Genomic DNA, 13,728 nt, shown 5'->3' with positions numbered 1-13,728 from the left:
TCAGCTCTCCTTTGCCAGGCGCGGATCGACAAGATCGCGCAGGCCGTCACCCAGCAATTGCAACGATAGCACCGAGAAGACGATGGCAAGGCCGGGGAAGACCATGAGCCAGGGTGCGTTGTTCATGAATTCACGGCCGGAAGCGAGCATGGTTCCCCAGGTCGGCATGTCGGAGGAGACGCCGACGCCGAGGAAGGAAAGGCTCGCTTCCGCAAGCATCGCCGAGGCGAAGACGAAGGTTGCCTGCACCAGAATGGGTGATGCGAGATTGAGCAGGACATGGCGGCCGAGGATCTGCCAGGTCGGCAGGCCCATCGAGATGGCGGCTTCGATATAGGGCAGTTCCCGCAGAACCAGTGTCGAGCCGCGGACGATGCGGGCAAGTCGCGGCGCATAGGTGATGCCGAGCGCCAGGATCACGGTTACCAGCGATGGCCCCAGTGCTGCGACGAGCGCGATGGCAAGGAGAATGTCGGGAAAGGACATCATTGCGTCGAGCAGCCGCGAGATCGGCGCGTCCAGCCTGCGGAAATATCCGGCGATGACGCCGAGGAATACGCCGAGCAGGGTGGAGATGCAGACGACACCGAGGCTGACCAGCAGCGAGATACGGCCCGCGAAGATCGCGCGGGAGAAGATATCACGCCCAAATTCGTCGGTGCCGAAGATATGGGCTGCCGACGGGGCCTTCAGCTTGTTGATGATCGAAAGCTTGTTCGGCGCGTAAGGGGCGATCCAGGGCGCCAGGATGGCGGCTACGATGACGATGAGCAGAATGATTGCACCGAACAACATGGCGCGGTTGCCGAAGAGGCGGCGCAGGCTCGAAGCGAAGGGAAGGGTGAAGGAACCGAGCGTCATAGGCGCACCCTCGGATCGACGAGAATGTAGAGCATGTCGACAATGAAATTGATGAGCACATAGATGGCCGCGACCACCAGAAGCGCGCCCTGGATCACCGGATAGTCGCGCCGTAGGACGGCGGAGACGACAAGATTGCCGACGCCGGGCAGACCGAAGACAGTCTCGGTGACGACAGCACCAGCGACAAGCATGGCGACGGAGAGGCCGATGACGGTGATGATCGGGATCATCGCGTTCTTCAACGCATGCTTCAGGATGACTCGGCCTTCGCTCGCGCCCTTGGCGCGGGCTGTGCGGACGTAGTCGTCGCCGAGCACGTCGAGCATGGCGGCGCGGGTAAAGCGGGTGATCATCGCCGAATTGACGACGCCTAGCGTGATCGCCGGCAGGACGAGATGATGCAGACGCTCGAGGAAGTCGGTATCCGGGCCGCCATAGCCTGAAGCCGGAAACCAGCCCTGGCCAACGGCCAGGATCTGGATCAGCATCAGGCCGAGCCAGAAGCTCGGAACGCTCGCCGCGACCATGGTGAGGACGACGACGATCTGATCGAAGATCGTTCCCCGCTTCACCGCCGAAATGATCCCGACGGGAAGCGCGATCGCCGTGGCGATCAGAATGGAAAACAGCGTCAGGAAGAAGGTCGGCTCGGCGCGAGCCGCCAGCGCCTGCGTGACCGGCTGGTTGAGAAAGATCGATTGCCCAAGGTCGCCCTTGAACAGGCCCAGCACGAACTGGCCGTATTGAATGAGCAGCGGTGCATCGAGCCCCATCTTGGCTCGCAATTGTGCGATGTCCTGCGGCGTGGCGTCAGCGCCCAGCATGACGGCAGCCGGATCGCCCGGGGTGACCCGGACGATGATGAAGACGACCGTCACGACAAGCGCGAGCACGATCACCATGCCTCCAAGACGTCGCAAAAGCGCCTGGGCGATCTTTGCCATGTGCCTTAGCCTTATTTCTTCGGGGTGACATTCCAGAAATGCGGCCAATAGGTCGGCGTATAGCCGGTGACCGATGCGGAAATACCCGAAAGGGCGTTGAAGTTGCCGACCTTGTAGAGAGGTGCGTCATCGTAAATGACGGTCTGGATACCTGCCCACGCCTTCTGCTTCGCGTCGTCGCTCGTCGCGTCCATGTAGGTCGAGACAGCTTTGGCCTTCTGGTCGGAGACGTACCAGCCGGGATAGCTGTCCGTGATCGTGTTGATCGTCGTCGGGTCGCCGGGGAAGTTGGAGTGGGTGATGAAGATATCCCATTCCTTCGGGTCGGCGCGGCGGGTCGTCAGCGTTGCCCAATCGACGACCTGCATGTCGACCTTGAAGCCGGCAGCCTCCAGATAGGCCTTGGCGACCTCGCCGATCTTGTAGTGGAATTCATACTGGCGGCTGGTCAGGAGCCGGATCGGCGTGCCGTCATATCCGGCATCCTTCAGCAGCTTTGCCGCCGTGTCGGGATCGCCATCGCCGTAACGGACGATGCCGGCATCGGTGTGCCAGAAGGACCCCTTCGGGAAGAAGGCGCCATCGACGCTGAAGAAGCGCTGGTCGTTGAAGGCGGCGAGCATCATGTCGGAAGAGTTGAGCGCCGCCTGCACGGCCTGGCGCAGCGGCTTCTTGGTCAGCAGGCCCTGCTTCATGTTCATGTTGAGCGACACCCAGCCAGTATTTTCGAAGATGACGGGCTTGGCATTGCCGCTCTTTTCGATGCGGTCATAGGCGCTGACGGGCAGCGAGTCGGCAAAATCGAACTGCCCGGAAATCAGGCCTTCGACGCGGGTATTGGCGTCCGGCACCGGCACGAAGCGGATTTCCTTGGCGACAGCTTCGCGCTTGCCGGCATAGTTGTTCGGCTCACCCTCGGGCGACTTGTAGCCATCGAAGCGCACGAGCTGCGTATATTGGTCCGGCTTGCGTTCCTTGAGCATGTAGGGGCCGGTGCCGATGAAATCGGTAAGGGTATCCGCAACCTTGGCGGCGGGCATGATGATCGAGGACTGCGAAAGGGTGGCGAGCAGCGGCGCATAACGCGACTTCAGCTTGAAGACCACGGCGTGATCGCCATCGGCAGTCAGGCTGTCGACGATGGTGGCAACTTGCTTGCCCTTGGAGTTGACGTTCATCCAGCGCTTCAGCGAGGCCACGACATCCTCGGAGCCGAAATCGCTGCCGTCATGGAATTTCACGCCTTCGCGCAGCGGAATGCGGTAGGTGAGGCCGTCTTCGGAAATCGTCGGCTGAGCGGCTGCAAGTAGCGGAACGGACTTCCATTGGGCGTCATAGGTATAGAGCGTCTCGAAAATATGCTGGTCGACCGTGAGCACGATATCGGTCGGGGTCTGCATGGCATCGAGGGTGGGCAATTCGCCGATGGTAGCGACGGTCAGAACGCCATCCGAGGTCTGGGCGATCGCCAGATTGCTGGTACCGGCAAGCATCGCCAATGTGATCAGAACCAATGCGCTTTTCATCATCATCCCCTTTTATTGTCAGCCGCCCCTTCAGGGCCGTCGCTCTTGTCAATCAGCATGCATCCAGCCGGCTTTCATCCGGTCGGATGTCAGGTTCAAGGCATGGCGGTTCGCTAAGGCGTTGGCCGCTGCTCGCATGTCGCCGCGATGTTCCGTCGGCTCATGGTGATCGAATATGGGCAGCATTCAGCCCCGGTTGACTTTCGGAAGGCCTGCTACTGCGTGTTCACCCGTTTGATATTTAGTAATGTAATTTTTTTTCTTAATAACGACATGACAACCGGCCTTGTCAACGGGTTTTCGTTCATACGCTCATTTCCATGTAAATTATTTTCGTAAATCACCAGTTTTACACACGGATTTTCATGGATCTGATTGCCCTTAAATAGCGGGCTGGGCTGCAGATCTGCCGCACGATGACGTCGCCGCGGAGCATCACTCCGCGCGAGATCCACATGTCGCGCAGATTCGGAATCAGCCACGCGGTACGTGTCTGAAAACCATTTCGAATCTGCAGGCTTTCGGCAAAGTGGTGGGAAAAATCGGATGGCTGGGATACGACAGAGGCAAGCTGCTTCTCGCCGTCATCGTAGCGACCGGCGTCTCGCGGATAGCGATTCACCGGCGGGAGAGCAGATTTGATCGGCAGGGCGCATGGGGCCACGGGGTGAGATCGCGGATGCCATGCCAAATGCCAAGGGTCCAGGACTTACAGAGCCTGCGGACCTTCTTTCGGCATGCCCTGGAAGGCCCAGGAGGATATGGCGCTGTCGGCACGGCGCTCCTCGACGTCGAATTCGCTGATCATCAGGCTCGACAGGATGACCGCATTGCGCGTTTGCGCCGCGAAACTTCTCTCGTAGCGGGCGGGAGCGAGTGCATATGTGCCGAAGAGGCCGACCTTGCGTCCCATGAAGTCGGTTTTCTCAAGAAAGCTCATCACCGGTGGGGCGACGGTGTTCCACCAGACCGGCCCCCCGACCAGGATCAGATCATAGTCCGATACGTTGGGGAGATCACCTGACAGTGGCGGAAGCTCGCCGGTTTCGAGTTCGTATTTCGACTGCGCCGCCATGCGCTGCAGGTCGAGAGGGTAAGGATGTGCCATCGGAATCTCGAAAAGCTCGCCGCCGACCAGCGTCCGGATCTTTTCGGCAACGGATTTCGTGTGGCCCATATAGGAGTAATACACGACCAATGTCCTTGGCGCCTCGGCGGCAAAGCTCCATTTCGGGGCAGTGGCGACTGCCACCATCGAGGTGAGCATGGTGCGGCGAGAAAGTTGCATTGGCTTGCTCTCTTTTCTCAATTGGCTTCGACGATACAAGTGCGTTTGATCCGTATCCGTCACGCGCAATCTATTGCCTTGGCGCCGAGGCGCTGCTGAATGGCATTGGCCTTTGAGCCGGTGGCCGGCGGTGATGCGAAGCGCGCATGACCTCGTCGAGACGCCGTGCCAGGATAACCGGGTCGTTTTCGCCTTCATCCGCAAATCGCATCAGCTCCCGTGCGGCGGAGATCGCCGGTGGGTCGGAAAATGTCAGCTCATGGTGATAGCAGAAGGCTTCCAGCACCCGACGTAACGTTGCGATTTGCGATAGCTCCATAGCCAATTCCATATCCTCCAGTTGGGTTCGACATTATCGACCAAGCGAGTGAATCTCGAAAAGCAGGATAGGCGGAGCATGTCTCAGCTTTGTGCCGAAGATGTAAGCGCGTGTCGCCGCGCGGCGGGTGTATGTGCCATCAGCATGCAGCCGGGCCTGTGATGGCAACGCCAGACTTTCGTGGAGATGGGGCACCCTGCTCCGCAAGGGACCGCTCAGACTTCCGTCATCCTCATATCGGTGGATCGCCCCTGCCACGCCGCATCATGCGAAGGTTTGCCGGCTGCGACAAAGCTGCGACAGCATGATATGTATTTGGTGGTGCGCGGCATATTTTTACGACAACTGAGGCGCAATCTGGTGGTCCGACGGAGCTCGGTATCCACCGGTTACAACTGCTCGGTCGTTGTGAAACTTTGATACACTTTTTTCGATGCGAGCCGGATTGGGCTTCTGTAAGGTGAATCAATACCCTGGAAATGGCCCATGCAAAAAGCAGCACATATCGCAGTCGTCGATGACCATGCGGACATAAGAGACCTTGTCGGCCAATATCTTGAGCAGCACGGTTACAGGACAAGCGTGGCAGACAGCGGCGCCGCCCTGCGGCGGATCCTAGAGCGCAACGGCGTTGACCTTGTTGTTCTGGATATCATGATGCCCGGCGAGGATGGGCTATCCGTCTGTCGTCATCTGCGTGCGACGACGGAGATTCCGATCATCTTTCTGACTGCCATGACAGAGGATACCGACCGCATCATCGGCCTCGAGCTCGGCGCAGATGATTATCTGGTGAAGCCGTTCAATCCGCGCGAGCTTCTGGCGAGGATCAGGGCCGTCCTGCGCCGGGCAAACAGCCTGCCGCAGCAGCAGCGGGAAACGCTGAAGAAGGCGAAGGTCGTGCGCGTCGGTCATTGGCGCATCAATATGGGCCGGCAGGAGCTTTCCGGAGACGATGGCGTCGGCATTCCGCTGAGCACGGCCGAATTCCGGCTTCTGAAGGTCTTCCTCGAACGTCCCGGCATGGTCCTCAGCCGCGAGCAGCTTCTCGATCTGACCGTCGGGAGGACGGCTGACATTTTCGACAGAAGCATCGACAATCAAGTGAGCCGGCTGCGCAAGAAAATCGAGCCCGATCCGAAGAATCCCTCGGTCATCAAGACGCATTGGGGCGGCGGCTACAGCCTGTCGGTGGATGTGGGGTTCGAATGATCTATTGGTGGAGGAGGAGCCTTGCGGCGCAGCTGATCGGATTTACCCTGTTTGCCCTCGTGGTGTCGCAGGCTCTGACATTCGTGATTTCCTGGGACGAGCGCACCAAGGCGTTGCATGCGGCCATGAAGGGGGAGTTCTTCAGCAGGTGTGCCTCGATGACACGGCTGATGGAATCCATACCCAAGCCGTTGCGCGAGCAGGCTCTTCTCGCCAGCGAAACCAGCTATTCCCGGTTCTGGCTTTCCCCGCAGGAGCCTGACGATGCGAATAGATGGCGCGTGCGTGCGGCAAACGAGCTTACGCGTCCGATAGAGAATTTCATCAATCTTGGCGGCAAGTACGGCATACGCTCGAATTCCGATGTCGCGAATTTGGCGTCGGGGGAGATAACGGAGGCAAATGCGGCCGAGGGCTGGGCTGCGCCGCCGCCTGTTCTATGGAGCCTGCCGCAATCTGCCAAGTTCCTTCACTTCGACGACCACAACGGATACGGCCTGGCTATCAAGCTCAACGACGGCGTATGGCTGAACACGGCTTTCTACAAGAAGGTCGGGGACGGATGGTGGGATTCGAAGTCGCTGACGTCCCTGGCTATCACCGCGCTGATCCTGTCGCTTATCGGTGTCTTCATTGCCAGTCGCATCGCACGTCCATTGCGGCGTCTCGCGGTCTCCGCGGAAGCCTTGGGGCGGGGCGAAAACCTGCCGCCACTGCCTGAAGAGGGGCCTGACGACATCAGGCGCACCGCCGAGGCATTCAACAAGATGCAGCAGCGTCTTCATCGCTTCGTCGATGATCGCACGAGAATGCTGGCCGCGATCGGCCACGATCTGAGGACGCCACTCACCTCGCTGAGATTGCGGGCCGAATTCGTGAAGGATGCCGATGTGCAGCAGAAGATGCTCTCGACCATCGACGAGCTTCAAGGCATGACGGAGGCTGCCATCTCCTTTGCGCGCGGCGAATCCACCACCGAGGAGACACGCGCGATAGAGCTGGAGGCACTTGTCGGCAGTATCTGTGACGACCTTGCCGACCTTGGCCTGCCCGTGGAATATATCGAAGGGCCGAAGACGACCTATCGCTGCCGACCCGACGGGCTACGTCGCGCCGTTCGCAATCTTGCGGAAAATGCCGTGCGCTATGGCGGCCATGCCAAGGTTTATATCTGCCATTCGAGCGCTACCATCGACATCATCGTCGAAGACAACGGCCCCGGCATTCCCGAGGAAATGAAGGAAAAGGTCTTCGTGCCGTTCTTTCGGCTCGAAACATCGAGGAACCGGGATACGGGTGGCGTCGGCCTTGGGCTTTCGATTGCCCGGGCCGTTGCGCGCCAGCATGGCGGCGATATTCTCCTTCAGCCGAACAATCCAGGCCTCAAGGCCATCATATCGCTGCCGCAGGAAGGCCATGTGCGCGCATCCTTGCGGACGAGCCGAAGAAGAAGACGATCGCCTAAGCTGGCGGAACAGGAAAGCTAACGCGCTTTCGCTTTCCCTCGAATCGCGAAAGCGCTCTATCTCTTTGTTGCTACGCATTCCGGACGGAAAACCGCTGCGCAGTTTCCTGGAAATGCTTGGAGCCGAAAGTCCACACGATCCTTCCGGCCCAATATCGCCTATCGCATCTGCAGCACGATGGGGCTGCTGCTTGCCGGGTCGGTGTGTGCTCGCAAGGCTTTCACATCATCGGCCACGACCGGCCCGCCGTGATTGCCCCAGGACGACCGCACGAATGTCAGGACGTCGGCGACCTGCTGATCGGAAAGCTGCTGCCTGAACGGAGGCATGCGGTAGGCGTCCGGAATGCCGCTCGCCACGACGCGGCCGGAGCCGTTCAGGGTCACGTTGATCTGTGACGCATTTTCCTTCGCAAGCGACGAGGTCGAACCGGCAAGCGGCGGAATCCATGGCGCTTTCCCGCGACCGTCGATGCCATGACAGAAGCTGCATTTGGCGAGGAATGTCTGCGCGCCGGGGTTCTGTTGACCGGCAGGCACGGACGGGCTGTTTGCGGTGGCCTCGACATATTGCCAGGGTGTCCCGTCGCGGGCGGGGTCGCCGGGCAATGACTTCAGATAGTGGCTGATCGCCCTCAAGTCGTCGTCGCTCATGAACTGCGTCGAGTTGTTGAAGGCATCGGCCATGGAGCCGAAGACAACGCCATGCTCGTTCCTGCCGTTCTTGAGGAAAGCGTAGATATCCTCTTCGCTCCACCGTCCGAGGCCGGTATTGGGATCGGCGCGCAGGCTCGGTGCGTACCAGCCGTCTAGAAGAGCGCCGGAGAGATAGAGCGGGCTGCTCTCATCAAGCGCCTTTTCCGCCATGGTGATCGCTCGGGGCGTATGACAGCTGCCGCAATGTCCCGGTCCCTGGACCAGATAGGCGCCGCGATTCCAGCTATCATTGCCGGCGGTCTTGGGCTGATAGGTTCCAGGCTCGGTGAAAACGGCGTTCCAGAGTGCGAGCGGCCAGCGCATGTTGAGCGGCCATTTGATATCTGAAGACTTGTTCGCCTGATGCACCGGCTCGACCCGGTTCATGAAATAGGCATAGAGCGCGCGAACATCTTCGTCGCTCATCTTCACGTAGGAGGGATAGGGCATCGCGGGATAGAGGCGCTGTCCATCGCGCGCCACGCCGTGGCGAACGGCACGGTCGAAATCGGCGAGCGTATAGTCGCCGATGCCGGTTTCCTTGTCCGGTGTTATATTCGTGGTGAAGATGGAGCCGAGCGGCGTCCCCATCTCCAGGCCTCCGGAAAAGGGAGCGCTTTTCGGCGTGCTGTGGCAGGCAACGCAGTCACCCAGGCGAGCGACATATTCGCCCTGTTGAAGCAACTGCTCCGATGGCGCTTGCGCTGCGGCGACGTTGTCGAAGGGAGATGCCGGCTTGCGGGTGACGAACCAGGTGAGGCCGCCAGCGACAAGTACGACGATCAAGAGAAGGACCAGAAGAAATTTCCTCAAGGGTGTGCCCTCATGTCTTTGCTTCGGGATTTCGTATTCGGCCATAAAGGGAGCCAAGCACGCCGGCTCTCGGGCCAAGAAAGGACCGGGAGCCGAAACTGTGCCAGGCGCAGCGTTAGCCGCGCCTTAGCTTTCAAAGGTGTAGTTGGAGAGCGGCATGCTGCGTATTCGCTTGCCGGTCAGCGTGGAAACCGCGTTGGCCACCGCCGGCGGAATGGCGGGAAGCCCCGGTTCGCCGATGCCGCCCATCTCTGCTCCGCTTTCGACGATGCGAACATGCACGCGGGCCATGCGGTCGGGCGGCAGGATCGGATAGAGATCGTAGTTGCGCGCCACGGGCTCGCCGTTCTTGTAGACGGCTTCCTCCATCAGCACCTGCGACAGTCCAAGCGCCGAGGCCGAATTGATCTGCGCCTCGATGATCGCCGGATTGACGATGCTGCCGGGATCGATTGCCTCCCAGACATCGTGAACGACCACCTGTCCGTTGCGGATCGAGACTTCGGTAATCGCCGCCGTATGGCTGCCGAAGGGAGATGCCATAGCGACGCCGCGCGCACGGCGCGTGCCGTCTTCCGCCGTGAACGGCCCTCGCTTCCAGCCGCCGGAGAGATCGCCGACCGCTTTCAGCAGCTTGCTCAGCCGCTCATTTTTCGCCAGCAGCTTGGTGCGCAGCTCGTAAGGGTCCTGCCCACCCTTGTCGGCCAGTTCGTCCAGGAATGTCTCGTAGAAGAAGTCATTCATGGAATTGCCGACCGAGCGCCAATAGGCGAGCATCGTCGGGTTTTTCACATAGATCTGGGCGATACGGTAGTTCGGGATGGCGTAGGACTTGCCGGTTAGACCCTCCAGCGCCGTCGGATCCAGCGAGTCCTCCTTATGACCGAAAACGCCCTCGGTCGGTCCCTCGCAGGCGCTGATGGCTTCAAGAGCAATGGGCATGCCGGAGGCGTCGAGCGCGCCCCGGAAGCGCACCGCCGCCATCGGGCGCAGCGGATCGCGGAGGAACTCCTCTTCGCGGCTCCAGATGAGCTTGACCGGGCGTCCGACCGCCTTGGCAAGCTGGATGGCCTGCGGATAGGGATTGGCGGAGGGATAGAGAAAATGTCGCCCGAAAAAGCCGCCGAGAAGCGGGCTGTGGACCGTGACTTTCGATCCGTCGAGGCCGGTCAGCTTGGCAATATCGGCCTGGAATTGCTCCGGCGCCTGATTGGGCATCCAGACTTCCAGAGAGCCGTCCGGATTGAAGCGCGCCAGGGTGGAGGGTGGCTCCAATTGTGCGTGATGCACATACTGGCTCTTGTAGGTGGCCGAGACGACGGTCTTTGCGCCCGAGAGAACCCCGGCGGTATCGCCGACATTCTCCGCATCCTTGCCGGGACCCGGCTCGTTTGCCAGCCGATCGCTGAAGGCCACCGTCGAGAAGTCCGCAGGCATCTGGCGAAACGCCGGATTGGCATCCGGGCCGGGCTCTTTCCAGTCGACCTGGGCCGCTTCGGCCGCGCGTTTCGCATTCCACCACCGCTCGGCAACCACGCCGACAGCGCCTTGCAGATTATGGACGGAATGAACGCCAGGCATTGCGCGGAGCTGGTCCTCATTGCGGATCCGTCCCACGATCAGGCCAAGGCGCGGAGCATGCTGGACGGCGGCATGCAGCATGCCGTCGACCTTGCAATCGATCGCGTAGATCGCCTTGCCGGTTGACTTGTCGTAGACATCCAGACGCTCGACCGGCTTGCCGATCCAGCGGAACTGGCTCGGATCCCTGAGGGCAACGCTGGCAGGGTCAGGCACAGGAAGATCCAACGCCTCCGCTGCAACATCGCCATAGGCAAGGGAGCGTCCGGAAGCAGCATGGATTACGCGGCCTGGCTCCGTCGTCAGTTCGCCGATCGGCGCATCCAGGCGCTTGGCGGCTGCCTGCAGGATCATGTTGCGCGCAAGCGCGCCGAGCTTGCGCATGGTCTCGTAGCTGGTGCGCACCGACATGCTGCCGCCGGTGATGCGCATCTTGCCGTGAATGACCAGATAGTCGCTGCCTGTCGGAGCGTTTTCGACGACGAACATTTTCGGATCGACATCAAGCTCTTCGCCGACGATCTGGGCCATCGCGGTAAAGACGCCCTGGCCGCCTTCGACGAAGGGGCTCATGAAACGCACCGTATTGTCGGCGCGTATTTCCAGAAATGCGGGAACGCGCGTGCCCGGAGCCATGGCCGCTGCCGCCTGCTGCGCTCTGGCAGTACCGACCGGGACGCCGAAGCCGAGGACGAAGGCACCCGCCGCGGCCCCGGCGGAGGCAAGAAGAAAGCCACGGCGTGAGATGTTGACCGGAGATCCGGTCGGGAATTCATCTTCAGGAACAAGGTTGGGGCTGGGCTCGGTCATAGCGTCTCTCCTTCTTTCGAGGAGAGGTCTTTGACGGCCGCCTTGATCGCATTGTAAGTTCCGCATCGACAGAGATTGATCATCGCCGCGGCAATCTCGTCATCGGATGGGTTGGGGCTTTGCTTCAGGAGCGCGGTCGCCGCCACGACCTGCCCCGATTGACAGTATCCGCATTGCGGAACCTGGTGCTTCACCCAGGCGGTGACCACACGCTTGCCGATCGGGTCGTTCTCAAGGGCCTCGATCGTGGTGATCTGGCGTCCGACGACACTATCGAGTGGCGTCACGCATGAGCGCACCACTTCTCCGTCCACCAGGACCGAACAGGCACCGCATTGCGCCAGCCCGCAACCATATTTGGTTCCGGTCAGGCCCAGTTCGTCGCGAATGATCCAGAGGAGCGGCGTGTCTCCATCCGATGTGACTTGATAGGAATGGCTATTGATCTGAAGATTCATGAAGCGTCTCCTGAGGCTTTCGATTGCGAACCCTCAATGTCAGGCGCTGTTCGATGATCTGAATGCTCAACAAGCGGATGACGCTAGGCTCAGGCTCACAAGCCGGGACTATAACACTGAAGCGGCTTCATCAGAAACACTAGAGTGTGATTCATCATAGGATTTAGCTGTCCCATTCATAAGTCATGGAACGGGCTGCGTTTCATAGGGCGTCAAGGGTCCGGAGCGCCGGACCCGTCATGGCCGAAAACGGCGGCCGGCCGCTCCGGCAAGGTCAATATTTGACCGGTTTAACGCATGATCGTGCAGCTGTGGTCCTGCACATCCTCGCCACCCATGCCGGGCCGGGCAACGTCCGTCAGCACGATGAAGCCGGGGCCATCGGTGAAATTGGCGCCGACAACGACGAGATTATGGTCACCCATTTCCTTTGCCGGGTCCTTCAGCGTCTTGGCGAGGGCGGTGAACGGATTGAAATCGCCCAAGGTCTCGCCTTTGACCCGCAAAGCGGCAAACTGGTGACCGGCGACGGCATCGGGAAGGGGTGCCCATTCGGTTCCGATACGATCCGCATCCGCCTTCAAGGCCGCGCGAGCATCGGCGCTCAGGCAATCCATGTGGATGTGCAGCTGGTTCTGCGAGCGGGCTTGCTCGGCATTGATGGCGAGGCTCATCCCGTCGCGCGGAACGGCATGCGGCAATCGGGCGTCGACATCGCCGTGCTCAGCCCAGGCGTCGGCGAAGTAGTTATGTGTCGCGGGGTCGAGCAGCGCCGGGCTTTCCATGCCGGTGATCTTGTCCGTGGGGATCAGGAGAGTTTGTGCGACGCCTCTCAGGTCCTTCAATATGGCATAATGCTCGGTGGTGTTGACCGAGAGGCATGGAGCTGTCTGTACGACGCATTTGTCATGCACGATTTTCCACAGGACGTCGGAATCGGCAAAGGCAGGGGCAAAGAGAAGGGGAAGAAAGGATACGGCAAGAGCCGTGACGCGGCGCGAAAGTGTCATGCACGAAATTTCCCTTGTTCGAACAGCTCGGGCATTCCTGGAAATGGCCTGAAACATAATCTCAAGCTGTGAGGTCGTTATGACGGTATGATGGCGAAAGCCCAAGTCGATGGCGGGATCGGCGCCGCAAAGATGCCGATATCAGTCTCGCTTCATCGTCGCCTAATGCCGCCTTCAGCTTGGTTGCCTAAATGGCAGGGGCCGGGGAAACCATGCCTCGCCACAGGGTTGAAAGGTCGCGACCGTAGCCAGTCCCGTGACCCTTCAAATGCCTGCGACGAGGTGTTCGCAATGCTCGATCGCCGCAATCCTGCCGCGGAGCAAAATCATCAGGAGCTTAAAATGGGTATCGGAAAACTGATTGAAGAAGTAGCGGGTGCTGTCGCAGCCGAAGATGCCGTGGATGCTGTCGACCCGAATGCGGGTTTCCTGACCAAGGCCGCCGCCGCCGTCGCGGGCTTCGAAGGCGTGAACAAGCTGACGGACGTGCTGAAGGAAAAGGAACAGGAGCCGGGCGCCGAAAATAGCGGCGACCAGAACGGCTAACCGCCGCGCTGCTGACCTGTTGCGGTGATATCCGCAATCAGTTTGAAAGCCGGGCTTGTCTCGGCTTTTTCTGTTTTTATATTCTCCGATGCGTTGCCATTTCGGCAACGGAAGCGCCGAAAATCAGCGCTTCTTCAGAACGCTGTTGTTTGTCATAGTTTGCCGAAAGCGCCCCTGAGAGCGTGCGAGGCGGAAC

12 protein-coding genes are annotated in these 13,728 nt (G+C 60.2%); 3 read left to right on the top strand and 9 right to left on the bottom strand.

What is annotated here, in order from left to right:
- From A6U86_RS22875 to A6U86_RS22850, 5 genes are all read right to left on the bottom strand, one after another.
- Positions 1-861, bottom strand: coding sequence for an ABC transporter permease (locus A6U86_RS22875; protein ID WP_068395528.1), 861 nt, complete (start codon positions 859-861; stop codon positions 1-3).
- On the bottom strand, positions 858-1,799 hold the full coding sequence (locus tag A6U86_RS22870; protein ID WP_068396063.1) for an ABC transporter permease: 942 nt from the start codon (positions 1,797-1,799) through the stop codon (positions 858-860). Before A6U86_RS22870 ends, A6U86_RS22875 begins: the two co-directional genes overlap by 4 nt.
- Positions 1,800-1,819: 20 nt before the next feature.
- The gene (locus A6U86_RS22865; protein WP_343287078.1) at positions 1,820-3,334 is read right to left on the bottom strand and encodes an ABC transporter substrate-binding protein; all 1,515 of its coding nucleotides are present in this window, start codon (positions 3,332-3,334) and stop codon (positions 1,820-1,822) included.
- Positions 3,335-4,043: 709 nt separating this feature from the next.
- A complete protein-coding gene (locus A6U86_RS22855; protein ID WP_068395522.1) occupies positions 4,044-4,622 on the bottom strand; it encodes a flavodoxin in 579 nt (192 codons plus the stop codon).
- A 70-nt stretch (positions 4,623-4,692) separates the two neighbouring features.
- Entirely contained in the window at positions 4,693-4,941 is a 249-nt protein-coding gene (locus A6U86_RS22850) for a hypothetical protein (RefSeq protein ID WP_141683786.1), read from the bottom strand.
- A gap of 486 nt (positions 4,942-5,427) precedes the next feature.
- On the opposite strand from A6U86_RS22850, the gene A6U86_RS22845 reads away from it, so the two are divergent.
- Both A6U86_RS22845 and A6U86_RS22840 read left to right on the top strand, forming a co-directional pair.
- Positions 5,428-6,153 (top strand): response regulator, encoded by a 726-nt coding sequence (locus tag A6U86_RS22845; RefSeq protein ID WP_068395517.1) that lies wholly within the window; start codon positions 5,428-5,430, stop codon positions 6,151-6,153.
- Positions 6,150-7,640, top strand: coding sequence for an ATP-binding protein (locus A6U86_RS22840; RefSeq protein WP_068395515.1), 1,491 nt, complete (start codon positions 6,150-6,152; stop codon positions 7,638-7,640). Before A6U86_RS22845 ends, A6U86_RS22840 begins: the two co-directional genes overlap by 4 nt.
- A gap of 137 nt (positions 7,641-7,777) precedes the next feature.
- On the opposite strand, the gene A6U86_RS22835 is transcribed toward A6U86_RS22840, so the two are convergent.
- The 4 genes from A6U86_RS22835 to A6U86_RS22820 all read right to left on the bottom strand — a co-directional run bounded on the left by A6U86_RS22835 (position 7,778) and on the right by A6U86_RS22820 (position 12,986).
- Complete coding sequence (locus tag A6U86_RS22835; RefSeq protein ID WP_068396060.1) at positions 7,778-9,127, bottom strand: cytochrome c; 1,350 nt, start codon at positions 9,125-9,127, stop codon at positions 7,778-7,780.
- Positions 9,128-9,253: 126 nt separating this feature from the next.
- A complete protein-coding gene (locus A6U86_RS22830) occupies positions 9,254-11,518 on the bottom strand; it encodes a xanthine dehydrogenase family protein molybdopterin-binding subunit (RefSeq protein ID WP_068395513.1) in 2,265 nt (754 codons plus the stop codon).
- Entirely contained in the window at positions 11,515-11,976 is a 462-nt protein-coding gene (locus tag A6U86_RS22825) for a (2Fe-2S)-binding protein (protein WP_068395511.1), read from the bottom strand. The genes A6U86_RS22830 and A6U86_RS22825 overlap by 4 nt, the downstream gene beginning before the upstream one ends.
- A gap of 290 nt (positions 11,977-12,266) precedes the next feature.
- Positions 12,267-12,986 carry a CDP-diacylglycerol diphosphatase gene (locus tag A6U86_RS22820; protein WP_068395509.1) on the bottom strand — a complete coding sequence of 240 codons (720 nt, stop codon included), beginning with the start codon at positions 12,984-12,986 and terminating at the stop codon, positions 12,267-12,269.
- Between the two features lie 90 nt (positions 12,987-13,076).
- Between A6U86_RS22820 and A6U86_RS35920 the strand changes: the two genes are divergently transcribed.
- A complete protein-coding gene (locus tag A6U86_RS35920) occupies positions 13,077-13,532 on the top strand; it encodes a hypothetical protein (RefSeq protein WP_244510055.1) in 456 nt (151 codons plus the stop codon).
- The last annotated feature ends 196 nt before the right edge of the window (positions 13,533-13,728 follow it).

This window comes from Rhizobium sp. AC27/96 (genome assembly GCF_001692325.1).
Classification (GTDB): Bacteria; Pseudomonadota; Alphaproteobacteria; order Rhizobiales; family Rhizobiaceae; genus Rhizobium.
This window is presented reverse-complemented; position numbering and strand designations above follow the sequence as displayed.

Excerpts from the sequence above, each read along its gene's own strand:
- A6U86_RS22875 (WP_068395528.1), bottom strand. The coding sequence starts at position 861 with ATGACGCTCGGTTCCTTCACCCTTCCCTTCGCTTCGAGCCTGCGCCGC.
- A6U86_RS22865 (WP_343287078.1), bottom strand. The coding sequence starts at position 3,334 with ATGAAAAGCGCATTGGTTCTGATCACATTGGCGATGCTTGCCGGTACC.
- A6U86_RS22855 (WP_068395522.1), bottom strand. The coding sequence starts at position 4,622 with ATGCAACTTTCTCGCCGCACCATGCTCACCTCGATGGTGGCAGTCGCC.
- A6U86_RS22850 (WP_141683786.1), bottom strand. The coding sequence starts at position 4,941 with ATGGAGCTATCGCAAATCGCAACGTTACGTCGGGTGCTGGAAGCCTTC.
- A6U86_RS22845 (WP_068395517.1), top strand. The coding sequence starts at position 5,428 with ATGCAAAAAGCAGCACATATCGCAGTCGTCGATGACCATGCGGACATA.
- A6U86_RS22840 (WP_068395515.1), top strand. The coding sequence starts at position 6,150 with ATGATCTATTGGTGGAGGAGGAGCCTTGCGGCGCAGCTGATCGGATTT.
- A6U86_RS22830 (WP_068395513.1), bottom strand. The coding sequence starts at position 11,518 with ATGACCGAGCCCAGCCCCAACCTTGTTCCTGAAGATGAATTCCCGACC.
- A6U86_RS22825 (WP_068395511.1), bottom strand. The coding sequence starts at position 11,976 with ATGAATCTTCAGATCAATAGCCATTCCTATCAAGTCACATCGGATGGA.
- A6U86_RS22820 (WP_068395509.1), bottom strand. The coding sequence starts at position 12,986 with ATGACACTTTCGCGCCGCGTCACGGCTCTTGCCGTATCCTTTCTTCCC.
- A6U86_RS35920 (WP_244510055.1), top strand. The coding sequence starts at position 13,077 with ATGGCGAAAGCCCAAGTCGATGGCGGGATCGGCGCCGCAAAGATGCCG.